The organism is Vibrio sp. UCD-FRSSP16_30 (assembly GCF_001676025.1).
GTDB lineage: Bacteria > Pseudomonadota > Gammaproteobacteria > Enterobacterales > Vibrionaceae > Vibrio.
The window spans coordinates 110,380-137,150 of record NZ_LZFW01000057.1 but is presented as its reverse complement, the minus strand read 5'-3'; the positions used below and the strand labels follow the sequence as shown (position 1 = coordinate 137,150).

The window sequence follows — 26,771 nt, the reverse complement described above, 5'->3', positions numbered from 1 at the left end:
TACTGATAAGCCTGTCATGCCAGCGTAAAGTTGGCCATAAGTTCGGCAAAGACCGAAACAACAAGTACTAATCTACAGGTTAAGGGAATATATGCATAACAGTGTGATGAAGGCATGGCTCGAGTCTTCACACTTGGCTGGCGCCAATGCAACGTACGTAGAAGAACTCTACGAACTTTATCTAAGTGACCCAGATCTGGTGAGTGAGGAATGGAAGCGCGTGTTTGATGATCTGCCTGAGCAGGCATCAGAACAAGGAGAGCAATCTCATACGCGTGTTCGTGACTACTTTCGCCGACTAGCACAAGAGACAAAGCATTATAACGTCCAAGTAAGTGATCCTGATGTCGATGCAAAACAAGTAAGGGTTCTACAACTTATTAATGCCTATCGATTTAGAGGCCATCAAGCGGCTAACCTAGATCCATTAGGTTTATGGGAACGTCCAGTTCAGCCTGAATTGGACCCTGCGTTCCATAATCTTACAGAAGATGACCTCAACGAATCATTCAACGTCGGTTCTTTCGCTGTTGCGAAAGAGACCATGCAGTTGAAAGATCTCCATCAAGCACTCAACAAAACCTACTGTGGCTCAGTCGGTGCAGAATATATGCACATGACTAACACAGAGCAAAAACGTTGGGTTCAGCAACGCCTTGAATCAGTTCAATCTCAACCAGAGTTCTCTTTAGAAGAGAAAATCACCTATCTTGATGAATTGACTGCCGCAGAAGGCCTAGAACGTTATCTTGGCGCGAAGTTTCCTGGTGCAAAACGCTTCTCTCTAGAAGGTGGTGATGCACTTATCCCTATGACTAAAGAGCTGATTCGTCATGCTGGTCGTAGTGGAATGCGCGAAGTTGTTGTAGGCATGGCTCACCGTGGTCGCTTAAATATGTTGGTCAACGTTCTGGGTAAAAAACCTCAGGATTTGTTTGACGAATTTGCCGGTAAGCACGATGACACTTGGGGTACTGGTGATGTTAAATATCACCAAGGGTTCTCAGCAGACTTTGCCACTCCAGGCGGTAATGTCCATTTAGCCCTTGCATTTAACCCCTCTCACCTTGAGATTGTTAACCCTGTAGTGATTGGCTCAGTACGTGCTCGTCAAGATCGCTTAGGCGATAAGAACGGCGCAAAAGTACTGCCTATTACGATTCATGGTGACTCTGCAATCGCAGGCCAAGGGGTAGTGCAGGAGACATTTAATATGTCTCAAGCGCGCGGTTTCCAAGTAGGCGGTACGGTTCGTATCGTGGTCAATAACCAAATTGGTTTTACCACGTCCAACCCAAGAGATACTCGCTCTACAATGTACTGTACCGATATCGCTAAGATGGTACAGGCACCGATTTTCCACGTTAATGCTGACGATCCTGAAGCGGTTGCTTTTGTGACTCGTATTGCATTGGACTATCGAAATACCTTTAATCGCGATGTTGTGATTGATTTGGTTTGTTATCGCCGCCACGGCCATAACGAAGCCGATGAGCCAAATGCAACGCAGCCATTGATGTACCAAAAAATCAAAAAACACCCAACGCCACGTAAGCTTTATGCGGATGTGATGATGGAGCGTGATGAGATTGGTATTGATACTGCAACGCAATTGGTTAATGAATATCGTGATGCCCTTGATCATGGCGAAATCGTGGTCAAAGAGTGGCGTCCTATGGCTCTACATTCTGTTGATTGGTCTCCTTATATTGGCCATGAATGGGATATGGAATGGGATAACAAATATGAGCTAGAGCGTCTTAAAGAGCTGGGTTCTAAAGTGTGTCACTACCCAGATAGCCATAAGTTGCAAAGCCGTGTAAACAAGCTTTATAACGATCGTAAAGCGATGATCGCTGGCGAAAAAGCCATTGATTGGGGTATGGCTGAAACCATGGCCTACGCAACGATTGTGGATGATGGAAAACGCATTCGTATCTCAGGTCAGGATTCTGGTCGTGGTACTTTCTTCCACCGTCACGCGGTATTGCATAACCAAGGCGATGCAAGTACTTACGTACCTCTTGCCAATATCCATGATAAACAAGGCCCGTTCCAAGTCTTTGACTCCGTGTTATCGGAAGAAGCGGTATTGGCGTTTGAATATGGTTACACCACAGCAGAGCCGGGCGGTTTAACTATTTGGGAAGCGCAGTTTGGTGATTTTGCCAACGGTGCACAGGTAGTGATCGACCAGTTCATCTCATCAGGTGAGCAAAAGTGGAATCGTCTATGCGGTATTACGTTGCTGCTACCTCATGGTTATGAAGGACAGGGTCCTGAGCACTCATCTGCACGTTTAGAGCGTTACTTACAGTTGTGTGCTGAGCAAAATATGCAAGTTGTCGTGCCATCGACACCTGCTCAGATTTATCACATGCTGCGTCGTCAAGTGGTGCGTCCTATGCGTCGTCCTCTTATCGTTATGACGCCTAAGTCTTTGTTACGTCACCCACTATGTGTGTCGTCATTAGAAGATTTAGCTGAAGGTACTTTCCAAGCGTGTATTCCAGAAGTGGATGAGTTGCAAGCGTCTAAAGTACGTCGAGTCGTCTTTTGTTCTGGTAAGGTTTATTACGATCTTCTCGATGAGCGTCGCAAGCGTGAAATTGATGATGTGGCGATTGTTCGTATTGAACAATTGTACCCATTCCCACTTGCCGATCTGCGTGAAGTTCTGTCTATTTACCCGCAAGTCACTGACTATGTTTGGTGTCAAGAAGAGCCTCAAAACCAAGGTGCGTGGTATTCAAGCCAGCACAACTTCCGAGCTGCAACGCCATTTAATACAACGTTAAGTTATGCAGGGCGTCCAGCGTCTGCGTCACCTGCGGTTGGTTACATGTCTGTTCACTTGAAACAACAGAAAGCGTTAATCGATGACGCTCTTACAATTGATAAAGAACTAGAAGAATAAGGAAGCCCAACACATGACAATTGAAATTCTGGTTCCTGATTTACCTGAATCAGTTGCTGATGCTACCGTTGCAACTTGGCACAAAAAGCCTGGCGATAGAGTAGAGCGCGATGACGTATTAGTTGATATCGAAACTGATAAAGTTGTCCTTGAAGTCCCAGCTCCAGAAGCGGGTATTCTTGAAGAAATTTTTGAAGAAGAAGGCACAACGGTTTTGGCCAAGCAGCTTCTTGCAAAAATCAAGCTAGGCGCTGTGGCCGGTGAGCCAACCAAAGACAGCACTCAAGCGACAGAATCTTCTCCAGATAAGCGTCACAAGGCGACATTAACTGAAGAAAACAATGAGGCGTTAAGCCCAGCAGTTCGCCGTTTATTGGCAGAACACAGCCTAAGCCCTTCTGATGTGAAAGGCACAGGTGTGGGCGGTCGTATTACTCGCGAAGATGTTGATGCGCACCTAGCGAGCGCAAGCAAAGCAGCAGCGCCAGCGCCTGTTACTGAAGCAGAAGTGCCAGCCGCCGCTCGCAGTCAAAAACGTGTTCCTATGACTCGTTTGCGTAAAACTGTGGCTAAGCGTTTGCTGGAAGCGAAGAACAACACTGCGATGTTGACTACTTTCAATGAAGTGAACATGAAGCCAATCATGGATCTGCGTGCTCAATATAAAGATTCATTTGAGAAGCGCCATGATACTCGCCTTGGGTTTATGTCTTTCTACGTGAAAGCGGTAACAGAAGCGTTGAAACGCTACCCAGAAGTGAATGCTTCTATCGATGGTGAAGATATTGTTTATCACAACTATTTTGATATCAGCATGGCGGTTTCTACACCGCGTGGCTTGGTAACGCCAGTACTAAAAGACTGCGATACGCTAGGTTTTGCTGATATTGAAAAAGGCATTAAAGAGCTCGCAATCAAAGGTCGTGACGGCAAGCTAACCGTTGATGAGCTAATGGGTGGTAACTTCACTATTACTAACGGCGGCGTATTTGGCTCCCTGATGTCGACACCTATTATCAACCCACCACAAGCGGCTATTTTGGGGATGCATAAAATCCAAGATCGTCCAATGGCGGTGAATGGCAAAGTCGAAATTCTACCAATGATGTATTTGGCTCTTTCTTACGATCACCGTTTAATTGACGGTCGTGAGTCAGTTGGTTTCTTGGTGACAATCAAGGAACTACTAGAAGATCCAGCACGTCTTCTATTAGATGTTTAATTAAGAATTAAGGGCGCCGTCAGGTGCCCTTACTAGACCTTTTGGTCACGCTCAAGAAGCACCCTACACCTGTTAAAGCTCAGTCTTTAACATGAGGATATAAATTGAGTAATAACCCCGTTATTACTTAAAAAATAAAATGGAAGATACCAATGAATTTGCATGAATATCAAGCGAAACAACTTTTTGCTGAATATGGCCTGCCTGTACCGGAAGGTTATGCTTGTGATACGCCTCAAGAAGCGTTTGAAGCAGCAGGAAGAATCAGTACTGCAAAGAAAGTCGTCAAGTGTCAGGTTCACGCAGGTGGCCGCGGTAAAGCGGGCGGCGTAGAACTGCATGATACGAAAGATGGCGTTAAAGAATTTGCCCAAAAGTGGCTAGGTAAAAACCTAGTAACTTATCAAACAGATGCGAACGGTCAGCCAGTCACTAAAATTTTAGTTGAAGAAGCATCAAATATTGCCAATGAGCTTTATTTAGGCGCTGTGGTTGATCGCGCATCACGTCGCATTGTCTTTATGGCATCGACTGAGGGTGGCGTAGACATTGAAAAAATCGCAGAAGAAACTCCAGAGTTAATTCATAAAGCGGCGATTGATCCCCTAGTGGGCCCACAGGCTTACCAAGGACGTGAACTTGCGTTCAAACTTGGCCTTGAAGGTGACCAAATCAAGCAGTTCGTGAAGATCTTTATGGGTCTTGGCGATATGTTTGCTCAGTACGACTTAGCACTACTAGAAATTAACCCGCTAGTGCAAACAGCCGAAGGCAACTTATTGTGTCTGGATGGCAAAATCAACATTGATTCCAATGCGATGTACCGCCAACCAAAACTGCGTGAAATGCACGATCCATCACAAGAAGATGAGCGTGAAGCACATGCTGCACAATGGGAACTCAACTACGTTGCTCTAGATGGCAGCATTGGTTGTATGGTGAACGGCGCAGGCCTTGCAATGGGCACAATGGACATCGTGAATCTGCACGGTGGACAGCCAGCTAACTTCCTTGATGTGGGCGGCGGCGCAACTAAAGAGCGTGTAACAGAAGCGTTTAAAATCATTTTGTCTGATGACAATGTGAAAGCGGTTCTTGTGAACATCTTTGGTGGCATTGTACGTTGTGATCTTATTGCTGACGGCATCATTGGTGCGGTTGAAGAAGTGGGTGTTAAGGTTCCTGTCGTGGTTCGCTTAGAGGGTAATAACGCGCCTCTAGGTTCTCAAAAATTGGCTGAAAGTGGTCTAAACATTATTGCTGCAACTTCTCTAACAGAAGCTGCGGAAAAAGTTGTAGCTGCAGCGGAGGGCAAATAATGTCTGTACTAATTAATAAAGATACTAAGGTTATCTGCCAAGGTTTTACCGGTGGTCAAGGTACGTTCCACTCTGAGCAAGCGCTTGAATACGGAACAAAAATGGTCGGTGGTGTTTCACCGGGCAAAGGTGGTCAAGTTCATCTTGGTCTACCTGTATTTAATACGGTACGTGAAGCTGTCGAAACCACAGGTGCAACGGCATCGGTTATCTACGTGCCAGCGCCGTTTTGTAAAGATGCCATCCTTGAAGCGATTGATGCTGGTATTAAGCTCATCGTTACTATCACAGAAGGTATTCCAACGCTGGATCTTCTCGACGTTAAGGTTCGTTTAGACGAAGCTGGCGTGGTAATGATCGGTCCTAACTGTCCGGGTGTGATTACACCTGATGAGTGTAAAATTGGCATCATGCCAGGACACATTCATAAGAAAGGCAAAGTGGGTATTGTATCTCGCTCTGGCACATTAACTTATGAAGCGGTTAAGCAAACAACAGATGAAGGCTTTGGTCAGTCTACTTGTGTTGGTATCGGTGGCGACCCAATTCCGGGTTCAAACTTCATTGATATTCTAAAGTTGTTTGAAGAAGATCCTGAAACTGAAGCTATCGTCATGATTGGTGAAATCGGCGGAACAGCAGAAGAAGAAGCAGCAGCGTACATTAAAGACAATGTCTCAAAACCTGTTGTATCTTACATTGCTGGCGTAACGGCGCCTCCAGGTAAACGTATGGGCCATGCCGGTGCGATTATCTCTGGTGGTAAAGGTACGGCTGAAGATAAGTTCCAAGCACTGGAAGCCGCTGGCGTTAAAACAGTGAAAAGCCTTGCTGATATCGGCGTAGGTCTGCGTGAAGTCACTGGCTGGTAATTCGCTATCTAGTTGAATCTATATAAAAAAGCCTCTGATTTTTCAGAGGCTTTTTATTGGGTACTAGATTATACCGCGCAATAAAGCTGGGATTAGCGACTCTGAGGCTTAAATTGAGCCAATAAGAATAACGTTGCAGCGCTGACAACCACTGATGGACCAGCAGGAGTATCATAAAACCACGATAAACTCAGTCCCGCAAACACACAGATTGCGCCAATCAGAGAGGCAATGACGGCCATCTGCTCTGGGCTTTTAGATAAGCGTCTAGCGGTTGCCGCAGGGATGATCAGCAGCGAGGTAATAATCAACGCGCCAACAAATTTCATGCCGACCGCAATCACTAAACTTATCATCAACATCGTTATCAAGCGCATTAATGAGATATTCACCCCTTCAATTGCAGCAAGCTCTTCATTGACAGTGCTCGATAATAATGGACGCCAAAAAATCACTAATAGCGACATGACGACCACAACCCCAATATAAATAAACACAACATCTTGGGTGTTAACAGCCAGTAGATCACCGAACAAATAACCCATCAAATCCACTCGGACATTGTCCAAGAAGCTCACGGTAATCAGACCAAGAGATAGGGCACTGTGCGCTAAAATACCCAGCAAGGTATCGGTAGCAACCATTTGCTGCCGTTGCAGCGTCACCAAAATAATGCCTAGTGCCATACAGCAAATAACCAGAGCAAAATACAGATTTATATCGAATAAAAAGCCAAGGGCCAATCCCATTAGGGACGCATGCGCGAGAGTGTCACCAAAGTAGGCCATTTTACGCCAGACAACAAAAGAGCCTAAAGGTCCGGCAATGATGGCAATACCTAATCCAGCAAGAATAGAGGGAAGTAGAAACTCAATCATTTGTTTGTCCGTGGTTATGATTTTTGCAGATGTAGATATCCTCAGGGATAGGTTCGCCGGATAAATCATGCTGATGGTGGTTATGCTGATGTCTGTATAGAGCAAGGCTCGCTTCTGGCGCGTGGCCAAACATTTGTAAGTAGCTTGGGTGAGTTGAAATGGCCGCGGGTGCACCAGAGCAACAAATATGATGCTGTAGACAAATCACATTGTCAGTTTTTGCCATTACCAAATGTAAATCATGAGAAATCATAAATATTGCGCATTTAAAGCGGTGGCGTATGGTATCGATAAGATTGTATAGATCAATCTGGCCTTGCACATCAACCCCTTGTGCTGGCTCATCGAGTACCAATAACTGAGGTCTTACTAGCAGTGATCTTGCTAATAAAACACGTTGGGTTTCGCCACCAGATAACTTATGAGCATCGGAATTTAATAGATGACTTGCTCCCACTAGACCAAGAGCCTCTTGCAGTTCTTGCTGACTATATTTACCACCAAGGCGTAAAAAACGGGCTACAGTTAGCGGTAAGGTCTCGTTGAGGATCAGCTTTTGCGGAACGTAACCCACTCTAAGCTTATTTTGTTTGCTGACCTTACCCGTATAATCTTTATGCAGGCCTAAAATCACTTTTACTAAAGTAGATTTCCCTGCGCCATTAGGACCGACTAAAGTGGTGATCTCAGATTCATTGATAGTAAGGCTGATTTTATCGAGTACCTTACGCTTATCAAATTGAACAGTCACGTCTTCTAGTGTGACGAGTGGAGTCATAGTAGTTGGCCTATTTTGGTAATATTAAAGTTATTTTTCTTAAGCTTATGATGAGCAAGAAGGTGCCTATTGTGCAACCTTTATATTCATTTGCCAAACGTTAGTGTTATAAAGTAACATTTAAGCTATATTTATTTCTATTGTAATGGAACCCAGTCGATGAAACGCATTTTTTTATGCCTACTATCACTTGTTTATTTCAACACAGCTCAAGCTGTTGAAGTTATAAGCAGTATTAAACCAATACATCTTATTGCTCAAGAAATCACGTCGAACTCTGCTTCTTCCTCAGCTTTGCTAGGAACAGCTATGTCGCCTCATGATTATTCTTTACGCCCATCAGATGTAAAAAAACTTCGCAGTGCTGATTTAGTGATTTGGTTTGGACCTGATCTAGAAGCCTTTATGTCTTCTGCGGTTTCTGAGCAAAACAATAAACTGACTATCAGTGAAATCCCAGACCTTGACCTTTTCCACTTTGAAGGTGGTCATCATGATCATGACGGTCATCACCATGGTAATACTGATCCGCATTTCTGGTTAGGTCCAAAGCAAGCAGCAACAGTTGCAAAAGCGATTGCAGCCAGAATGGGGGAGATTGATCCTGCTAATAAAGCGCAATACAACGCAAACCTTGACGCTTTCTTGACTCGCCTGCAGCAAACCACTTTAGAAATCACCGCTAATTTGAAGTCTGTACATGATCGCGGATATTTTGTTTTTCATGACGGTTACGGCTATTTCGAAAGAACATTTAATCTTAACCATTTGGGTCATTTCACTGTTAGCCCAGAAAGAAAACCGGGTGCCAAGACTCTAATTGAAATCAAACAGCGCCTTGCCAAAGGTGATGTCGCGTGTGTATTCAGTGAGCCTCAATTTACCCCAGCAGTTATCAATACTGTTACCCGTGGTTCAAATGTTCATCGTGGCGTTATTGACCCATTAGCATCGGATATTGAAAATAAACCCGGTGCTTACTTTGTCTTCCTTAAAGACTTGTCTCAGCGCTTTGAAACATGCTTAAAAAAATAACTATGCTTTAGTTTTTTTGTACAAGTTGAGTTGCTGATAAAACGCCCTAGATAGGGCGTTTTTTTGATCTAACACAATCGAAATGTAAGATAATGTGTTAAAGTTACCTTAAATGATAACAATTGGCATTTAGATTATGAAACTCGGCGAATTAAACATCGGGCAACAAGCTACAATTTGTTCTTTACAGGAATTAGACAGTTCCACTCGAAAAAAACTGATGGTTATGGGAATGCTTCCTCGCACTCCAATAACGATAATACGAAAGGCCCCGATGGGCGATCCGTTACAGGTTCGAGTAAGAGATGTTAGCGTTGCGATTCGTAAGTCTACAGCCAACCAAATTGCAGTAGAGGTACTATAGTGGATTATTCAATTTTAACTGTAGGTAACCCAAACAGTGGTAAAACGACATTATTTAATGCGTTCACTGGTGCAAACCAAAAAGTGGGTAACTGGGCAGGTGTCACGGTTGAGAAAAAAACCGGTGTTTATTCTCTTGCAGGAGAAGAGTTTAGTCTTACTGATTTACCGGGTATTTATGCGCTAGATAGTGGCAACCATGGCAACAGTCTGGATGAAACCATTGCTTCACGCGCAGTATTGTCTACTCCTGCTGACGTTATTATTAATGTGATTGATGCTAGCTGTTTAGAGCGCAGTCTTTACGTTACTCTTCAATTGCGAGAATTGGGTCGCCCAATGATCGTCATCTTAAATAAGATGGATACTCTATCTCGCACGGGTCAAAAGGTTAATATTAAAGGATTAGCTAAGGCTCTTGGTTGTCCTGTGATGGCAGTAACAGCCACGCGACTTAACGAAGTGAACCAGCTTAAATCTGATCTGCATAGAATGTTAGCCAGTGGCATTAAGGTTGAACCACTTAAGTTAGATTATGATAGTGCGTTTGAAAACGTTATCTCAGACATTGAAGACCAGTTTGAAAATGACATGGTGGCTAATCGTGCATTAGCAATACGTGCGCTTGAAGATGACCAATTAGTTTTTCGTACTCTAGATTCAACGGTACGAGATAAAACGGCTCAGGCTCGTCACTCATTAGACATGGATATTGATCTGCATATTGCCGATGTGAAATTCACTTTTCTACATGAACTGACTAAAGCATTTCGCTCACAAGATGGCAAGATTACTCGCCGCGTCAGTGAGCATATCGATTCAGTTGTGCTGAACAAGTGGATTGGTATTCCTCTATTTTTCTTTGTCATGTATTTGATGTTTATGTTCGCTATCAATATTGGTGGCGCATTCATCGACTTCTTTGATATTGCGTTTGGTGCGGTGTTAGTTGATGGCACTCATGTATTACTTGACCCAGTTTTACCGCAATGGCTAGTGACTATTTTAGCTAATGGTATTGGCGGTGGTATTCAAACCGTTGCGACCTTCATTCCTGTTATTGCGGGCTTGTACTTATTCCTGACTATTTTGGAAGGTTCAGGCTACATGTCACGCGCCGCGTTTGTATTAGATAAAGTGATGCAAAAAGTAGGCTTGCCAGGTAAAGCCTTTGTGCCGCTTGTTCTTGGTTTTGGTTGTAACGTACCGGCTATCATGGCAAGTCGTACCTTAGATCAGGAACGTGAGCGTCGTTTAGCAGCGTCAATGGCACCATTTATGTCTTGTGGTGCTCGCTTGCCAGTATATGCACTGTTTGCTGCCGCTTTTTTCCCTTCTGCGGGACAGAATGTTGTTTTTGCACTGTACATCATTGGTATTTTAGCCGCGGTCTTTACTGGCTTAATGCTTAAAAACACGATTTACCCAGGTAGCAACGATAGCTTTGTTATGGAAATGACGGATTATGAAATTCCGCGTTTGCGTAACGTTATTATCAAAACATGGCACAAACTAAAACGTTTTGTTTTTGGTGCAGGTAAAACCATCGTGCTGGTTGTCACCGTTTTAAGTTTCCTTAATTCAATTGGTACTGACGGCAGTTTTGGTAATGAAGACAGTGATGGTTCTGTGCTATCAAAAGTAGCGCAAGTGATTACCCCAGTGTTTGAACCTATGGGAATTGAACAAGATAACTGGCCGGCAACGGTTGGTATCGTAACCGGTATCTTTGCAAAAGAAGCGGTTGTGGGTACGTTGAATAGTCTTTATGCAACGCCTGCTGCTGATGAGTCTGAATTTGATTTAGTTGCGAGCCTTAAAGAAGCGGTAATATCTATACCAGAGAACCTAAGCGGATTGAGCTTTAGTGACCCTCTAGGTATTGAAGTAGGCGATTTAACCGATAGCCAAGCTGTAGCAGAAGAACAAGATGTTGATCAGTCAGTGTTTGCTAACTTACAAAGTAAATTTGTAACCGGTCATGCCGCATTTGCTTACCTACTGTTTATTCTATTGTACGTACCTTGTGTTGCGGCAATGGGTGCTTATGTTAGAGAGTTTGGCGGTCAATACGCAAAATTCATTGCAGTATGGACGATGGGCTTAGCGTATCTAAGTGCCGTATTGTACTACCAAATTGCAACATTTAGTCTCAACCCTATCGGGAGCTCTATCTGGATAATTTCGACGATTATTATTGGTATTGCCACATACTTTGGCCTCAAGTATCAGGCGAAGAAAGACCAATCACATCATGTTGAAGAAGTTGGCGCTTAATAGATTAGGGCAGGAGTAAAAGATGATTTTACAAGAATTAAAAGCCTACCTTGAACAGCATGGCACCAGTGAGAGAGCAGTATTAGCCAATCACTTTGGTCTATCAGAAGACGGTGTTGATGCCATGCTTCAGGTATGGATTAATAAAGGTAAAGTGTCTCGTATGCACGATACCATTAAAGGAATAGAGAAGGGCGTACGCTACACTCTCAATCAGGGAATTAGCTTAAACGTTCAAATGTAAGCTCATTATTGAGTGACTATTTCCAGTCAGCTAGGCGCATCTGCTTGCAGTCGCCTAGCTTTTTTTTATCTAAAAATACGGTATTACTTACTACGATTGGTATTTCCCAACTGCTATTAACACTAGGCTGCCACAAGCTCATTTTGTACAGATTGCTTAGGCTCACGACTGATCATTAGTGCGCCGCCAACAAGCAATGCAGCGCCAATAATTTGCAACGGGGTTAGCGTTGCATCAAAAGCAAACCAGTTAATTGCGACAGCTGAAACAGGGAAAAATAGCTCGGCAATCGTGCCATATCGAGCGGGTATTTTTTCAAGTCCCTTATAATAGATAAACATACCGAGTAGCCCCGATAGCATCACCATATAAAACAGATTGATAAAACTGCCGTCGGAAAGGGTGAAGGGTTGCTTTTGCCACAGCATTACAACCGTTAATGCCACTAAAGCTAAAGTGAATCGACCCGACATAATCTGCATTGAGTTGTAGCCCATCATGGTCAGTTTACGCCCATAAACAGTGGACGCTCCCCACGCCACGACAGCCAATAATGCTGAAGCGTAGCCCAGTAAAATTGCGATAAGCTTAGGGTCATAATGCCAAACCGACTCTTTTGACCAAAGTTCGATAATGTCCGGCGCAATCATAATAATACTGCCTAACAAGCTAATACTTGCCCACAGCAAAAAGTGCTTTTGCAGTTTTTCTTTTAGCAAAATAACCGATAAAGAGATGGCGACGATAGGTTGCAGCTTTTGTAATAAGATCACTATGGTGGGGTTCATTAAAGTAAAGGCTTTAGTGAACGCAAGCGTACCAATAGCAGAGCCAAACACACCAATTAAGATAAAGGCAAACAGTGAACCTTTGATATAAGCAAATCGCCAACGAGGAACGAGGATTTGTAATAGAGCGATAATGACCACCAAAACGATGTGCTCAAAGAACACGATTTGTAAGGTGTTATTAGTCTCTAATAGAGGATAACGAAATAGGGTATCAGCAGCCCAAAGGCCCGCTGCAATCATAACAAAAATAATACCTGCCACGAGGATCTCCAAATTCAGATCAAACAAAACTAACGACAATCGTTAGCAGCGTGATGTGATTTATGTAAACGTGAACAGAGCGTAAGAGGTAAGGCAATTTGTAGCGCCAACCACTAAACCTCACTAAGAATATAGTGTGGGTTAAGGCAAATATTGCCTGTGATTTAGCGCAAACACAAAAGCACCAATAGCGAGTTAGCAAATTGGTGAATATGAGAATCAATTGTCACTTCTTTCATCCGGACTATAACCGTCGGCTCTGGATTTACACCAGATCTGCTGTCCCTTAATTCAACGGATAGTCAAAAAACTACAAGAAGAAACTAAGGCGCTCGTGGGCTCAAGCTAGGCTTTTACCACCGGTGGGGAGTTTCGCCCCGCCCTGAAGTCTGCTTAAAGTAACAAATTTTGTCAGCCCCGCAAATGTTTTGTTGAACTGTTTTATTTTAGATTGGTATGACGCAGTAATCGGGCAGGAATTAGACATAAAAAAACACACTTAACTTAAAGTTAGAAACCCCTTATACAACGAGGGCTAGAAGTCATTTATCTAACTTTATATGTACTGGTTCATACTCAGTCTGACAAAATCAGTGGTTCGATTTGACCTGATCTGCTCCAGTCAGACTGGACACCGCATTAAGCGACATATTGTTTTTCAAAGTTAACTGGGCTTACACGCCAGTCTAAACATTACAGTAAATGAGTGGGCGGACTACCGATAGGGGGTAACTCTGGCATTTTTCCAAATAGTGCCAACAATAATTTTTGGAAAGATTGTAAGTAGTGCTCTTCAGATGATAAATCGATATAAACTTTTGAGTGAAGAGCTAAGGGGATATTTTTTCCGTTCGAATTCTTTGCAATTATAGGAATATACTTTCTATGATTTGTATTTTGAAACAAATCACTACTTATAATTGACTCTTCATAACCCACTCCACCAGAACGGCTATCTGACTTTTCTTTGTACTTTTCAGTGCATACGATAAGTACAAAATCTGAGGTTGAAATCGACTTCTCCATAAATTCCGTAATTGGATCTCCAGGTCGTAGATACCAATCATCAATAAAAGCATCAACACCGCTTTGTCTTAGTTCCGTTGCAAATTGAGCAACCCACTTTTTGTGAGCTTCATTATCCCAAGAATATGAGATAAAGACTTTTGGTGGCTGGTGTGTGATTTCATCAGTTTTTTCAACATTTTCGTCAATCCGTCCTCGCTTCACGTAAGTACGTTTCTTCCGTACTTCAATTTGACCTGACTTGTCATTCGGATTATTGATTGTGAGTGTAGATCGTTTCTTTCTTTGCAGATTGAGTCTTGCCGATGGTTTTGATGAACTATCAAACTCAGAACGTAAAAAAGCCAGCAATACCCTCTTATCTTCATCGCTAACTTCATCATTTTCCGATGAGTGACTCAGACCAGCTGAAGATAACTGATCTAGTAATCGTTCTACAGGTGTACCGATTTCTTCTGCTAGTACTTTTACTGAAACGTAATTAACCATCAAAACTTCCTAATTTCTGTACTTCAGTTAAATTCGGGCATATAGACATAATGACCCCCACAAGGTGCTAGCCTCCAGTTGTGTGGGTTAGCTAAAAGCCAGTGCCATAATTAGTGTGTTCAAACAACTAAGCTGGAGGCTAGCATGAATAACAATAACATAATTTTCATTGGCTTAGATACACACAAGTCTTTTATCCAAGTCGCTGTTTTACAAGACCATCGAGGGGCTAACCCTCAAGATCTAGGGCGGATAAAGTCAAATAAATCCGCGTTAATAAAACTCGCACAACAATTGCAGTCTAAATTTCAAAAAGCCACGCTCCATTTCATTTATGAAGCTGGGCCGTGCGGTTATTGGACCTATCGTTTGCTAACGAGTTTGGGACATTGTTGTTATGTAATCGCCCCATCACTCATACCTAAAAAACCAGGTGACCGTGTTAAAACCGACAAACGAGATGCAGCAAAACTTGCCAAGCTTTTTAAGGCAGAAGAGCTCACACCTATTTATGTTCCTGAATCTGAAGACGAAGCCATTCGAGATTTATCTCGAGCCAGAGAAACTGCGATGAAAGACCTCAAGGATGCCAAGTTTCAACTCAAAGGCTTCCTCCTAAGAAACAATATTCAAGCAGTGGTGAAAGATAATTGGTCCAAAAAACATCTACGGTGGCTGACTGACCTCATCTTGCCTCACCATAGTCAACAAATCGTTCTGCAAGAGATGATTATTACCATCAGCGAGCGAATGCAACGATTACAACGACTCGACAATGAGTTACTCCATCAGGTGAAAAACTGGCGCTATTATCCAGTAGTGAAAGCGATTCAAGCTATGCGTGGAGTACGTCTATTAGTCGCTCTTGGCACTATCGCTGAGCTCGGTGATTTACGACGCTTCGACCACCCAAGAAAACTCATGGCCTACCTCGGACTGGTGCCAACTGAAAACTCCAGTGGTAATAAGACACGGCGAGGCAGTTTAACAAAGTGTGGGAATAGTCGAGCAAGACGCCTATTAGTGGAAGGAGCTCATACCTACAAACATAAAGCCAATATCTCCGTGGAATTGCAACTTAGGCAAGAAGGGTTACCTAAAGAAATTGTTGATATTGCTTGGCAGGCTCAACAACGATTGTGTCGCCGTTATCAACGGTTACTTCAAAAAGGTAAGCATCGAAATGTCGTTGTTGCGGCCATCGCTCGTGAGATGATTGCTTACATTTGGGCAATCGCACGAGAAGTAGTGATCAGCAATGTGGATCCTAAAACTCGCATTGCAAGGCTGCCTGCATGAGAAAAGAATTAGTGTTAGCGCGTTGGATGAAACATCGGGTGTGGCACAACTACCGACGGCGTTAGGATGGCAATAGAGCGCAAGCTTTATTGAACCACGAGCATAGACTGAAGACAGGTGCCACGACGGAATAAGTAAGGTAGGCGCTGCTCATAAAATAATGAGTAATCCACGAATATCAGCATGAGAACCGACGAAATTACTTGTTTCATCTATGCGTTAACACTATCACTGAAAACACTAAAGGCTCTGAAACGTGGGAGCAGAAACTTCTATGTTTTAATTGACAGTATGGGGCATATCAACGCCGCGTTAAGCGGTGAGTAATAGTAGGCTAAAATGTGTAGCGAAGCGGAACCGAGCCTACTATTACGAATCCGCCTTTAATGCCTTGTTAGGTGTATTACCCAACTCCAAAGCAATAGGAATTGTAAATTTTAACTTCTGAGTTGAATTTGTTTGATTTGTACTTGAAGAGCCTGCATCTATTGATCCATCAAAGTTGATTACACTTAAAACTTTTGCGCTTGCCCCTGCTTTAGTTTGCGAGCTATGAGAGCTACCGTCCTGCACTGCTACTGTGACATCAAACTGAACCGCAATTATTGGCTTTGATTTCTCATCTTGAGTATCGGACTTAAGCAAACCAACATGAATTAGGTCTTGACCTCGCGTTGTTAGATTATCAAGGTACACGCTTCCATGACCATTTTCTTGCAAAGCCTCGTTAGCCAAGTAAGCCCCTTCGCCAATTTCAGCGACAACATTAGATATATAGTCTTTGAGACTTAAGCTGCTCTCTTCTTTTTGTTGTTTTTTACCAAACATATTTATCCAAATTTAATTGATGATGCACACTGACACCTAACATTATTAATAACAGGCCTGCTCGTTTTTCTGCTTGCCTATCTTTCATTCAAACTACCATAAATCAATGAAATATAATGCATATATATCACACTTTGAGTTCTGTCTTTACGTAAAAACGAGCGTGCGTGTTATCATATTTTTAATAATGCCTATTATCTCAAGAAGAACAGTATTAACTATATTATTAACAGTAACTTATATAAACTTCTATCAAATAAACAAGACTGAGCCCTCGACAAAACAAGCCATTTGTCATACTCAAATCGATTTCAACCCCAATAAACTGTATAAAGATACAGCAGTAGAAGTTGAATATAGCTAACAAATTTTTAGAAAAAATTCGATGACATATGAGTATGCGAGGATTTTAATGGACTGGAAATTTTAGCCACTTGGTCAGAGTTCTTTGCATGAGGAAATTTAAGTTAATTTGCGCCCCTTTCATTCAACTTCAACCTAGCTCTGACTCACTTCGGGGCAAATGTGAGTTTAATCCTACATGGCATCAACCCCTCCACTTTCTGAAAGCACGCGTTTAAGGAGTGACTGAATTTCTGGAAACTGATAACAAAAGTTTAAGATTTAGGAAAAATAGCTAAAAATCACTATTTTTTTGGAAAAGGCTCGCAAGCTTTATCATACAAACCTTTCCAGATTTATTTCAGAAGTCACCTGTGTTGGTATTTTAAGGCTGTAAAAAAGAGACCCAATTGGGTCTCTTAGATGGTATAGATTGAGCCTTATAGTTTTCTAGAAATCAGCGCAGTCAATCCTATGATAGCCAGTGCTAAAATCATGATTGGACCTTTGCCACTCTCAAAACCACTAAGAATGCCCGCACATGCGACAACCGCAACCGCAACAGGAATGACGTATTTAACTAGGTTGTACCATAGGCCAAATAGTGGGAAAGAAACGTCACCATTGTTGGTCAGCTCTTTTTCTAAATCAACACGGTTAAGACGCCAGCCGGCAAAGATACAGATAAACATACCGCCAACCGCTAGGAATACTTTGTCTGTTAACAAGTCAAAGATGTCAAAGATGCCAGTATCAAACAGCTTAGGTCCGATGCCGCCTAAAGATAGGGAGGCAAACACACACATCACAGCCATTACTGCACTTGCTGAAAGTACAGCGGTAACGCGCTTCATGCCTTTTTCTTCAATCAGGTAAGACACCACAACTTCCAGTAATGAAACAGAAGACGTTAACGCGGCAACCGTTAGGCCAACAAAGAACATCAAAGCAAAGATAAGACCGACGTGACCCATCTCAGCAAACAATTGCGGAACCACAACAAACACTAGTCCAGGGCCTGCGGCAGGTTCCATATTAAATGCAAACATAGCAGGGAACATGGCAATACCAGCCAGTAACGCAACAGCGGTATCCATGCCGACAACCATACCGGTGGTTTGAATTAGGTTCTCTTTTTTCTTCAGATAACTACCATAGGTAATCATTGCGCCCATACCCAATGATAGAGAGAAGAACGCTTGCCCTAGAGCCGCAAGTACAACGGTGCTATCTACTTTAGAGAAGTCAGGGCTAAATAAGAACTCAAGACCTGCGCCAGCGCCAGGTAATGAAAGGCCTTTTACTGCGACAACGATAAGGATAATGAATAGCAGAGGCATCAGGATTTTACCTGCTTTCTCGATACCACCAGAGATCCCTTTACTGACAATGACAATATTTAAAACTAAATAAGCAGCCATCCAAAGTAGTGGTTGCACAGGATCGGAGATAAAGCCACCAAAGCTATCACCAATCGCTTCAGGCGTATCCAGTAAGCCTGTGGCAATTTTAGGGACATACGCTAATGCCCAACCACCCACAACAGGGTAAAAGCCCATGATAAGTAGGCCACTTAATACGCCGATGATGCCAACAAAGCTCCAGCGCTTATCTGTTGATTTAAATGATCCCACAACTGAACGACTCGTATGGCGACCAATGGCAAATTCGGTAAGCATTACGCTAAAGCCAATCACAATCACAAACGCGAGATAGATCAGTACAAATGCTCCACCGCCGTTTTCACCTGCGGTATAAGGAAACTTCCAAATATTACCAAGTCCAACAGCCGATCCAGCTGCTGCCATTACAAATCCAAGTTTTGAACCCCAGTTATCACGAGGGGCTGATGCTGCATTTCCAGTCGCCACAATGTCTCCAAATTACAAGTTATGATCTTAATAAGCGTCTAAAAAAAGAAGTGTAAATATAAGTTTACATTAATATCGATATTAACTGACGCTCTAAGACTAGCAAGTTAATCAGTTTGTCGGTAAAGTTGAAACCCTCAAAAATGTTTTTATTGGCTCTTAATCTTATTTCTGTGATCAAATGCTCGTTTATGGCGATTTGCTTCTAACTTTGTTTGAACTGAGCCTATTGATTTTTTACCAAATTGATCAATTTAGACATACTTAGCGTTATTTAACCTCACTTTATGCCATATACTCCTTATCTATAGCTCGTCACTTTCTTTTCTTTTACTAGCTTTTGTAACATGCTGATTACAAATAAAGCGAATTATATACGCTTAGTTTCTAAAATAGACCACTTAAAATCTAAGCTAAGGCGCTTTAATGTGTCGAGTTCTTTCTTTGTTTCTGTTTGTATCCATTGATTAATTTCTTCAACAATGGGGGATGACCCTCTGCAGTGACAAAAATATTGCCATGCACTGGGATGAATCTGCGCTTGATCGGGGCAAACAAGATAGCCATGCTCCAACTCAGGTAAAATTAACAATAGATCCGTTACGGTCATTCCTTGACTCGAGAGGCAAGCACTTAGCGCAAGATCTAATGTAAAGAAGGTGGTGTTCCTTACTTTATAATTGTCTTTATGCCCAACGGTGGAGAGCCAAGTTTTCCAGTCGTGGTGATCAAGGGTCGGGTGTAATCGAGGTAAGCTGAGTAAAGATTGAAAGTCAGAACCATTGGCATAAAGCTCTTGCGAGCAAACTGGCGCCATATACTCATCCCTTAGAAATTGCACATCCGGGCGATTTTTATATTGCTGAGGAAATCGTGACGTTAAAATTAATAAATCATAGTCACCAGAATTAAGAACACTATCTTCATCAATAGTGGGAATCACTACAATCTCATGTTCAGGATAGCGCTCCTGCAACTGCTGAATCTTGGGCAATAAAGAGCGAGTAGCAAAACTTAGCGCCGCTTTAATCACAATTCGTTTTTGTTTATCAGGCTGCCAAGATTCAATCAATGCTTGCAGGCTTTGGTAGTTGCGTTGTAGTACTGCGAGTAATTCCACGCCTTGATTAGTCAACTCGATACTACGATGTTTTCGTATGATTAAACTGACTGCCAGCCCTTCTTCTAACTGCTTAACCTGTCGACTGACTGCACTTTGCGTCACATTCAATTCATTGGCTGCCAGCGTAAAACTCAAATGCCTTGCGACCGATTCAAAGGTTTTTAAACTGTTATGAGAATAAGGGATATCAGAATAAGGCTTCATGGCTTTGGTATGATCTCAAGTAATGTAAGGCTCGCGTAAATGTCAATTGAATCCTAGCCCACTAATCAGTACTTTGACTAGGATTATCAAGAGGGCAACATGAAAAATATTCTTAAATTAGCATTACCACTGACATTATCCCAGCTCATTGCAATGGCTCTAGTATTAACCGACGTGTGGATGATGTCGCACATCAGTGTGGCGGATCTTGCCGCTGGTGGATTGGGCGCATCGGTATATTCATTTGTTTTTCTTATTGCCGGCAGTGTGGTGGGTTGTGTAGCCAACCTTATTGCGATTGCTTATGGGCAAAGCATTGCACGCCCTCGATTTGGTAGACAGCAAATTCGTTTTGCTGTGAAAGGCGCGGCAATGTTATCGGTACTGCTAACTTTGATATTAACGGTCGGCTTTTCCTTTGCACCTGAGCTACTGATTAAAGCCAAGCAGTCTCCAGAGGTCATCGAGATTGCGATGCGCTATTTGAATGCTCTTAAATGGGCAATGTTACCAACGTTACTTTTACTGGTATTAAGAGGGCTCACTAGCACCTTTGGTGATGTTCGCTCAGTAATGATGATGTCCATTATTACCGTGTTGATTAATGTGCCAATTAGCTACGTTTTAGCCTTTCCCCTTAATTTAGGCATTGCAGGCTTAGGTTACGGAACCACTCTCTCGGCTTGGATTGTACTATTGGGATATGGCAATTGGGTATTTAGACAACGTAAATATCTTCGGTTTTCACCATGGAAAAATCTGCAAGAGTTCTCTCCAAAATTGATGTTGCCATTATTATCTATGGGGATGCCGATTGCATTGGCATCGATGCTAGAACATGGGCTTATTTATGGCGGAACGTTACTGGCGGGTATGATTGGCATTGCTTCGCTGGCCTTGCACCAAATTTTATTACAGTGCCTATCGTTTACTTGGAACATTAACTTTGGTTTCGCACAAGCTTCAGCGATTTTAGTCGGCAAAGAGTTTGGCTCAGGTAATTTTGCTGAGATTAAAGTGATTGCCAAGAAAAGTTTTCTAGCGGTAACGGCTTTAAGCGTGTTTGTTGCTTCAGGCTTTGCTGTTTGGCCTGAACTCATCGCTAAATTATTTCAGCTCGATAGCCAAGGTCATCAATTAACCGAACTATTGGTTTCGGTAATTTGGATTGTTGCTTTGTGCTTTATTGTTGATGCATGGCAACTATTGGCCATCAACCTATTGCGCGGGATGAAGATTGTTATGATGCCGACCATGCTGACGGCGATTGGTTACTGGCTATTTGGTCTACCTGCTGCGTGGTGGTTAATGAAAAGCTATGGCCTAGCGGGTATCTGGGGCGGGATAGGCATTGGCCTTGGAGTCACTGGCGTGTTGTTATTAGGCCAGTTAATCTATGAAACTAAACGTGTGGCTTATCAAGAGTTGGCTCCAACGGCTTAGTTTGCTGTATAGATTTAGCGCAATTACAGTGCTGGATTAAAGCGTCTGGTTAACTTGGGATCTGGGTATACGTGTTAGAGTCATGGTTTGTTATACTGATTTGCAAATCAATTCAAAAGTGAGTGCATAATGTCAAAAACAGCCAAGATTCATAATGAAGATAAGCTTGTTAAAAAAGCGATAGAAGTCGGTTTTAAAATGGCAAAGTTGCAAGGATTTGATCTTCCTAGCTCGACACAACCTCTCAAGGTGCAGTCAGTGTATTTGTTTTTAGTCGGGGTGAATCAAATTACGCCGTTACCAGAAAACAAACAAGATGGGCCCAATATCAAAAAGCGCCTAGCGCTATGGATACACAACGCTTTACCGGATAATGATCCGCTAAAGTAAGCATTTTCTATACAAGATTAACGAACTTTCAAATGCATCTAATTTGCTGATTAGGTGCATTTTTTATTTATAAGTGATGCTGTTGCAAGCGTTACGCTATCGGATTGACCTTAATATAAATAGGTTAAATGCACCGCGCCAACCATCGAATTTTGCTTATACTTATCGCGGTCAAATAAGACAGCAGTAAAGTGCAACTGGCCACCAATGGAATGTAGACCGAAACATCTATCCAATTAAGTAACCAAGGCTGAACCGTCTGAAAAGCTTTAATAAATAATGGATGAATAAGGTAGATACCAAAGCTGACCTTAGCAATATTCTCAAGCTTTAGGTTTTTATTGGCATAGTGCTTAATGATAAAAAATAGCGCGATGGAGGCCAATACGATATTGATACTCAGATACGAATAAAAATACAGATGAGTAATAAAGTAACTGCCTGTAATCGTGATTAATATCGCAATGCAAAACAGCAGCAGACAAGCTTTGATATTGACGCTCACACTGTATTTCGCAATATAGCCACCTAAACAGAAATAGCCGATATAGCTTAAAAATTCATTCGTAAACAGACTCACTTTTGCGTTCAAATTAAAATACAGCAGTACGATGTCACTAAGGGCGGCGAGCATGGCTAACGCAAAGCAAAGACAGATAACCACCAACATCTCTTTTTGTGTAATTGCGGTGATGATGACTCTTAATACCGGGGTTATAAGATACAAAAATGGGATCATAAATAGATACCAAAGATGATAGTAAGGCTCACCTAAAGCCCAACCTTTTGCCACGGTAAAATAGGCGCTCGAAATATCCCCATTCATGCTGTGCTTTAATAACAGCCAAATAGAGTAGAACACGGACCAAAAGAGCAATGGAATACCAATTCTTTGCAGACGTTTTTTATAAAACAGTCGGTGTGGCTCGGATGTATTGAGTAAGAAGTAGCCACTGATCATGACAAAAAGCGGAATACACCACATCGACACTGAGGCATAAATATTGCCAGCCCACCAACTGCGACTGCCATACAGTATATCCTGCCCATCAATGTTGCTGACAAACTCAGAGGCGACGTGCAGCAAAACTACCGCAAAGATAGATAAGGCTCTTAAATTATTAGCCCACAGCAGCGGCGGGGAATTGAGCTTATTGATATCCATTTTGTGCACAGCAATACCCTAGATTTTAAAAAAGGGTCTGAACATGATATTCAGACCCTTATGTATGAACTTATTTTAGCAAGATGACTTGCTAACGGTGATTCATTTAAAACTACATGCGCTCTAGAGTTTCGATACCCAATAGAGACAAGCCTTGTTTAATGGTTTTTGCAGTTAACGCGGCAAGTTGTAGACGGCTTTGTTTCGTTGCTTCATCTTCTGCCACTAGGATAGGGCATGCTTCGTAGAAGCTAGAGAATTGACCTGCTAGTTCAAACAAGTAGCTACACATAATGTGTGGCTGACCTTCACGAGCAACAGACTGCACTGCTTCTTCAAACTGCATAAGTTTAGCCGCTAGTGCTTTTTCTTTTTCATCAGTGATGATGATATCGCCTTGCAGGTTGTCCATAGACACACCGGCTTTAGCAAATACAGAAGCAACACGAGTGTAGGCATATTGCATGTAAGGCGCTGTGTTGCCTTCAAATGCTAGCATGTTGTCCCAATCAAACACGTAATCGGTTGTGCGGTGTTTAGAAAGATCTGCGTATTTAACTGCCGCCATTGCGACTGTTGAAGCAATTGATTTTTTCTCTTCTTCTGCAAGCTCAGGGTTTTTAGATTCGATAAGCTTTTGCGCGCGCTCTTCAGCTTCATCCAGTAAATCGACAAGACGAACTGTACCGCCAGCACGAGTTTTGAATGGGCGACCATCTTTACCTAGCATCATGCCAAATGCGTGGTGCTCAAGAGAAACCTCTTCTGGTACGTAGCCTGCTTTACGCACGATAGTCCAAGCTTGCATTAGATGCTGATGTTGACGTGAATCGATGAAATAAAGCACGCGGTCAGCGCCAAGCTCTTCGTAACGGTATTTAGCACATGCAATATCGGTGGTGGTGTATAGGAAGCCACCATCGCGTTTTTGCACGATAACGCCCATAGGGTCGCCATCTTTGTTTTTGTATTCATCAAGGAACACAACTTGAGCGCCGTCATCTTCTTTTGCTAGGCCTTTTTCTTTTAGGTCAGCAACCACGTTTGCTAGCATGTGATTGTATTGGCTTTCACCCATCACATCATCACGAGTTAGAGATACGTTTAAACGGTCGTAGTTAAGTTGGTTTTGAGTCATGGTGATATCAACCAACTTCTTCCACATATCAACGCAGAATGCATCGCCACTTTGCAGTTTTACTACATAGCTACGAGCTTTAACGGCAAATGCTTCGTCTTCGTCATACAGTTTTTTAGATTCGCGGTAGAAGCCTTCAAGATCAGACAGTTTCATTGAAACTTCGCCTTCTTGCTCTTGAACACGCTCAAGGTTAGCAATCAGCATACCGAACTGAGTACCCCAGTCACCAATGTGGTTAGCACGGATAACTTTATGACCTAAGAACTCAAGAGTACGAACTACTGCGTCACCAATGATGGTTGAGCGCAGGTGACCTACGTGCATTTCTTTAGCAACGTTAGGCGCTGAGTAATCGGCAACGATAGTCGTTGGCGCGTCAGCTTTTACGCCTAAACGAGAATCAGCTAATGCTTCTTTAGCAGACTTAGCCAAAAACTCTTCGCTTAGGAAGATATTGATAAAACCAGGACCGGCGATTTCAGTTTTGCTCGCAATGCCTTCAAGGTCTAGGTGCTCAAGCACTTTCTGAGCAAATTCGCGTGGGTTTGTACCTAGTCGCTTTGCTACGCCCATTACGCCGTTAGCTTGGTAGTCACCAAACTGAGCTTTTGCAGATTGACGCACTGCCGCTGGACTGCCTGCTGGCGCGCCTGCGGCTTCTAATGCTTGAGATACTTTGTCGTTAATAAGTGCTTGGATATTCACACGCAATTCCTTCAATTCAAGGACTGTCAAGAAAGCAATTTGTGCTTTCGTGTCGTAGGTAACAAAAATGGCGGTAATGATAACAAGTTAATGGCAAATCTAAAAGCGCTTGAATGACTTGCTCAGGCAATTATCAGTAGTAAAACTCTGTGTTGTAGGTAAACTTTTTCAAAAATAAAGTGAAATGGCTAAAGGGCAATGAAAATGGAACGTTTAATCGCAGCAGGTCTTCATCCACAGCAGATGCTAGATCGAGTACAACAGTTTGCCAATAACATCGAAAAGCTAGGACAGAATCTAGGTTTAGACCTTACGCAGTATCAAGCCGATCATATTGCACTGCGTATTAATGACCATGAATTAGCCGCTTTGGCCCATCAAGCATGGTCTGAACTGGGTAGCACAATATCAGAAGCGATGATTAACGGTCGACCTATTGTCGTGATTGCTTTTAATACGCCAATTAAAGTGGGGAGTTGGTCAATAGAGTGCTTAGAGTTGCCCTATCCAGCGGCAGGTAAAACGTATCCAAAGCAGGATTGGGAGCACATTGAGTTTGTGATTCCGTCAGCAAAAGAGTCAGCCGACGAGTACCTAAAGGATCTGCAACAGAGATTGCCAAGCTTTAACCCTACCAGTGATTTTAAAATGAAGCTATCGAGTCCAAAAGGAGAGGGAGAGCGTATTGCCAACCCAACCGTTGCTTTTAAAAAGGATGGTTTGTGCATCAAACTGCATCCACATCCATTAAAACGCATTGTTGAATCAGAGCAAGGGTAGGGTTCTGAGTACTGGTTCCTCGGAACCAGTACTCCCAGAGTCTTTACAGAATGACCGTCTTATTGCCATAAACAAACACATGGTCATTGACCACTTTGTTAAGGGCTTTGCTCAATACATTCTTCTCTACGTCTCGACCGGCTTGCGCCATATCTTGCGCGCTAAAGTTATGATCAACAGGGATAACGTCTTGCTTAATGATTGGGCCTTCATCTAAGTCATTAGTTACAAAGTGCGCGGTAGCACCAATGATCTTAACGCCACGCTCATAAGCTTGCAGGTACGGCTTAGCACCAATAAAAGCAGGCAAAAAGCTGTGGTGAATATTGATGATGCGATTTTGGTAATGCTCAACAAAACCCGGAGTTAAAATGCGCATGTATTTGGCTAAAACCAAATAATCTGCATCAAAGCTATCAATCGCTTCTTGAACTTTCAGCTCATGCTCTTCTCGGTTGAGACCTTCATGACTGACATGGCGAAATGGTATATCAAACTTATCAACCAATGGCTCAAGAATATCGTAGTTACTGACTACGGCAGTAATATCGACATTTAAGCTACCATCGAATGTTTTCATTAAAATATCACCTAAACAGTGAGATTCTTTGGTGACTAAAACCACCACTTTCTTTTTGCTCGAATCAACCAGTTTTTTCTCTGCATTGTTTGGCAAAGCAAGCTTAAGATCTTCCATAAATACCGTGTCGTTGAAGTTCCCCTCAAGCTCGGTACGCATAAAAAAGTGGCCACTGGTATTATCAACAAACTCATTATTGTGAATAATATTAAGTTGATGTTTGTAACAAATATTGGTGATCTTTGCGATCAGGCCTGGTTCGTCCGAACAGTGAGTAAGTAGGGTCTTTCTTTCCATGATAACTCTTTGATTTAAGATTGATAATTGTATGATGTTGATACATCGCAGCATTTGACAATATCGAATTATGGGCTACCTTGCAAATTCGAGTGCTTGCAGTGTCGGGTATCGCACCTATCAGTAAAAAC

Annotated in this window: 22 protein-coding genes and 1 riboswitch; of the genes, 12 read left to right on the top strand and 10 right to left on the bottom strand. The window is 42.6% G+C overall.

Going from position 1 to position 26,771, the window contains the following annotated elements; genetic code table 11:
- The first annotated feature begins 91 nt into the window (after positions 1 to 91).
- The 4 genes from sucA (at position 92) to sucD (ending at position 6,330) form a co-directional block, all read left to right on the top strand.
- Positions 92 to 2,917, top strand: coding sequence for a 2-oxoglutarate dehydrogenase E1 component (gene sucA, locus A9260_RS13975; RefSeq protein WP_068699957.1), 2,826 nt, complete (start codon positions 92 to 94; stop codon positions 2,915 to 2,917).
- Between the two features lie 13 nt (positions 2,918 to 2,930).
- Positions 2,931 to 4,139 carry a 2-oxoglutarate dehydrogenase complex dihydrolipoyllysine-residue succinyltransferase gene (gene odhB / locus A9260_RS13970; RefSeq protein ID WP_068699955.1) on the top strand — a complete coding sequence of 403 codons (1,209 nt, stop codon included), beginning with the start codon at positions 2,931 to 2,933 and terminating at the stop codon, positions 4,137 to 4,139.
- Positions 4,140 to 4,291: 152 nt separating this feature from the next.
- Positions 4,292 to 5,458 (top strand): ADP-forming succinate--CoA ligase subunit beta, encoded by a 1,167-nt coding sequence (gene sucC, locus A9260_RS13965; protein WP_068699953.1) that lies wholly within the window; start codon positions 4,292 to 4,294, stop codon positions 5,456 to 5,458.
- A complete protein-coding gene (gene sucD / locus A9260_RS13960; protein WP_068699951.1) occupies positions 5,458 to 6,330 on the top strand; it encodes a succinate--CoA ligase subunit alpha in 873 nt (290 codons plus the stop codon). Before sucC ends, sucD begins: the two co-directional genes overlap by 1 nt.
- A 92-nt stretch (positions 6,331 to 6,422) precedes the next feature.
- Here sucD and znuB read toward each other — a convergent pair whose 3' ends face one another.
- On the bottom strand, positions 6,423 to 7,208 hold the full coding sequence (znuB, locus tag A9260_RS13955; protein ID WP_068699949.1) for a zinc ABC transporter permease subunit ZnuB: 786 nt from the start codon (positions 7,206 to 7,208) through the stop codon (positions 6,423 to 6,425).
- Positions 7,201 to 7,986, bottom strand: a complete 786-nt coding sequence (gene znuC, locus A9260_RS13950; protein WP_068699946.1) for a zinc ABC transporter ATP-binding protein ZnuC — start codon at positions 7,984 to 7,986, stop codon at positions 7,201 to 7,203. The genes znuB and znuC overlap by 8 nt, the downstream gene beginning before the upstream one ends.
- Before the next feature lie 159 nt (positions 7,987 to 8,145).
- Between znuC and znuA the strand changes: the two genes are divergently transcribed.
- From znuA to A9260_RS13930, 4 genes are all read left to right on the top strand, one after another.
- Positions 8,146 to 9,021 carry a zinc ABC transporter substrate-binding protein ZnuA gene (gene znuA, locus A9260_RS13945; protein WP_068699944.1) on the top strand — a complete coding sequence of 292 codons (876 nt, stop codon included), beginning with the start codon at positions 8,146 to 8,148 and terminating at the stop codon, positions 9,019 to 9,021.
- A 136-nt stretch (positions 9,022 to 9,157) separates the two neighbouring features.
- On the top strand, positions 9,158 to 9,385 hold the full coding sequence (locus tag A9260_RS13940; RefSeq protein ID WP_068699941.1) for a FeoA family protein: 228 nt from the start codon (positions 9,158 to 9,160) through the stop codon (positions 9,383 to 9,385).
- Positions 9,385 to 11,661, top strand: a complete 2,277-nt coding sequence (feoB, locus tag A9260_RS13935; RefSeq protein WP_068699939.1) for a Fe(2+) transporter permease subunit FeoB — start codon at positions 9,385 to 9,387, stop codon at positions 11,659 to 11,661. Before A9260_RS13940 ends, feoB begins: the two co-directional genes overlap by 1 nt.
- Before the next feature lie 22 nt (positions 11,662 to 11,683).
- A complete protein-coding gene (locus A9260_RS13930; protein ID WP_068699937.1) occupies positions 11,684 to 11,905 on the top strand; it encodes a FeoC-like transcriptional regulator in 222 nt (73 codons plus the stop codon).
- Positions 11,906 to 12,027: 122 nt separating this feature from the next.
- On the opposite strand, the gene A9260_RS13925 is transcribed toward A9260_RS13930, so the two are convergent.
- Entirely contained in the window at positions 12,028 to 12,957 is a 930-nt protein-coding gene (locus tag A9260_RS13925; protein WP_068699935.1) for a DMT family transporter, read from the bottom strand.
- A gap of 223 nt (positions 12,958 to 13,180) precedes the next feature.
- Positions 13,181 to 13,351: riboswitch (FMN riboswitch) on the bottom strand.
- 299 nt (positions 13,352 to 13,650) lie between these two features.
- Entirely contained in the window at positions 13,651 to 14,472 is an 822-nt protein-coding gene (locus tag A9260_RS13920; RefSeq protein WP_068699933.1) for a translation initiation factor IF-2 N-terminal domain-containing protein, read from the bottom strand.
- A gap of 144 nt (positions 14,473 to 14,616) precedes the next feature.
- Here A9260_RS13920 and A9260_RS13915 point away from each other — a divergent pair, with 144 nt between their 5' ends.
- A complete protein-coding gene (locus A9260_RS13915; protein ID WP_068699931.1) occupies positions 14,617 to 15,771 on the top strand; it encodes an IS110 family transposase in 1,155 nt (384 codons plus the stop codon).
- A 369-nt stretch (positions 15,772 to 16,140) separates the two neighbouring features.
- On the opposite strand, the gene A9260_RS13910 is transcribed toward A9260_RS13915, so the two are convergent.
- The 3 genes from A9260_RS13910 to A9260_RS13900 form a co-directional block, all read right to left on the bottom strand.
- The gene (locus A9260_RS13910; RefSeq protein WP_068699929.1) at positions 16,141 to 16,599 is read right to left on the bottom strand and encodes a hypothetical protein; all 459 of its coding nucleotides are present in this window, start codon (positions 16,597 to 16,599) and stop codon (positions 16,141 to 16,143) included.
- A 782-nt stretch (positions 16,600 to 17,381) separates the two neighbouring features.
- On the bottom strand, positions 17,382 to 18,812 hold the full coding sequence (locus A9260_RS13905; protein WP_068699927.1) for a sodium-dependent transporter: 1,431 nt from the start codon (positions 18,810 to 18,812) through the stop codon (positions 17,382 to 17,384).
- A 370-nt stretch (positions 18,813 to 19,182) separates the two neighbouring features.
- The gene (locus A9260_RS13900) at positions 19,183 to 20,139 is read right to left on the bottom strand and encodes a LysR family transcriptional regulator (RefSeq protein ID WP_068699925.1); all 957 of its coding nucleotides are present in this window, start codon (positions 20,137 to 20,139) and stop codon (positions 19,183 to 19,185) included.
- 99 nt (positions 20,140 to 20,238) lie between these two features.
- Between A9260_RS13900 and A9260_RS13895 the strand changes: the two genes are divergently transcribed.
- Together A9260_RS13895 and A9260_RS13890 are read left to right on the top strand one after the other, a co-directional pair.
- Positions 20,239 to 21,582 (top strand): MATE family efflux transporter, encoded by a 1,344-nt coding sequence (locus A9260_RS13895; RefSeq protein ID WP_068699923.1) that lies wholly within the window; start codon positions 20,239 to 20,241, stop codon positions 21,580 to 21,582.
- Between the two features lie 129 nt (positions 21,583 to 21,711).
- Positions 21,712 to 21,972 carry a DUF5062 family protein gene (locus A9260_RS13890; RefSeq protein WP_068699921.1) on the top strand — a complete coding sequence of 87 codons (261 nt, stop codon included), beginning with the start codon at positions 21,712 to 21,714 and terminating at the stop codon, positions 21,970 to 21,972.
- A 124-nt stretch (positions 21,973 to 22,096) separates the two neighbouring features.
- Here the strand turns inward: A9260_RS13890 and A9260_RS13885 are convergent, their stop codons facing one another.
- Positions 22,097 to 23,137, bottom strand: coding sequence for an acyltransferase (locus A9260_RS13885; protein ID WP_068699919.1), 1,041 nt, complete (start codon positions 23,135 to 23,137; stop codon positions 22,097 to 22,099).
- 112 nt (positions 23,138 to 23,249) lie between these two features.
- Positions 23,250 to 24,983 carry an arginine--tRNA ligase gene (gene argS / locus A9260_RS13880; protein WP_068699917.1) on the bottom strand — a complete coding sequence of 578 codons (1,734 nt, stop codon included), beginning with the start codon at positions 24,981 to 24,983 and terminating at the stop codon, positions 23,250 to 23,252.
- A gap of 204 nt (positions 24,984 to 25,187) precedes the next feature.
- Here argS and A9260_RS13875 point away from each other — a divergent pair, with 204 nt between their 5' ends.
- Positions 25,188 to 25,763: a VOC family protein gene (locus A9260_RS13875; protein WP_082957129.1), complete on the top strand. Its 576-nt coding sequence runs from the start codon at positions 25,188 to 25,190 to the stop codon at positions 25,761 to 25,763.
- A gap of 43 nt (positions 25,764 to 25,806) precedes the next feature.
- On the opposite strand, the gene purU is transcribed toward A9260_RS13875, so the two are convergent.
- Positions 25,807 to 26,640, bottom strand: a complete 834-nt coding sequence (gene purU, locus A9260_RS13870) for a formyltetrahydrofolate deformylase (RefSeq protein ID WP_068699913.1) — start codon at positions 26,638 to 26,640, stop codon at positions 25,807 to 25,809.
- Between the last annotated feature and the right edge of the window lie 131 nt (positions 26,641 to 26,771).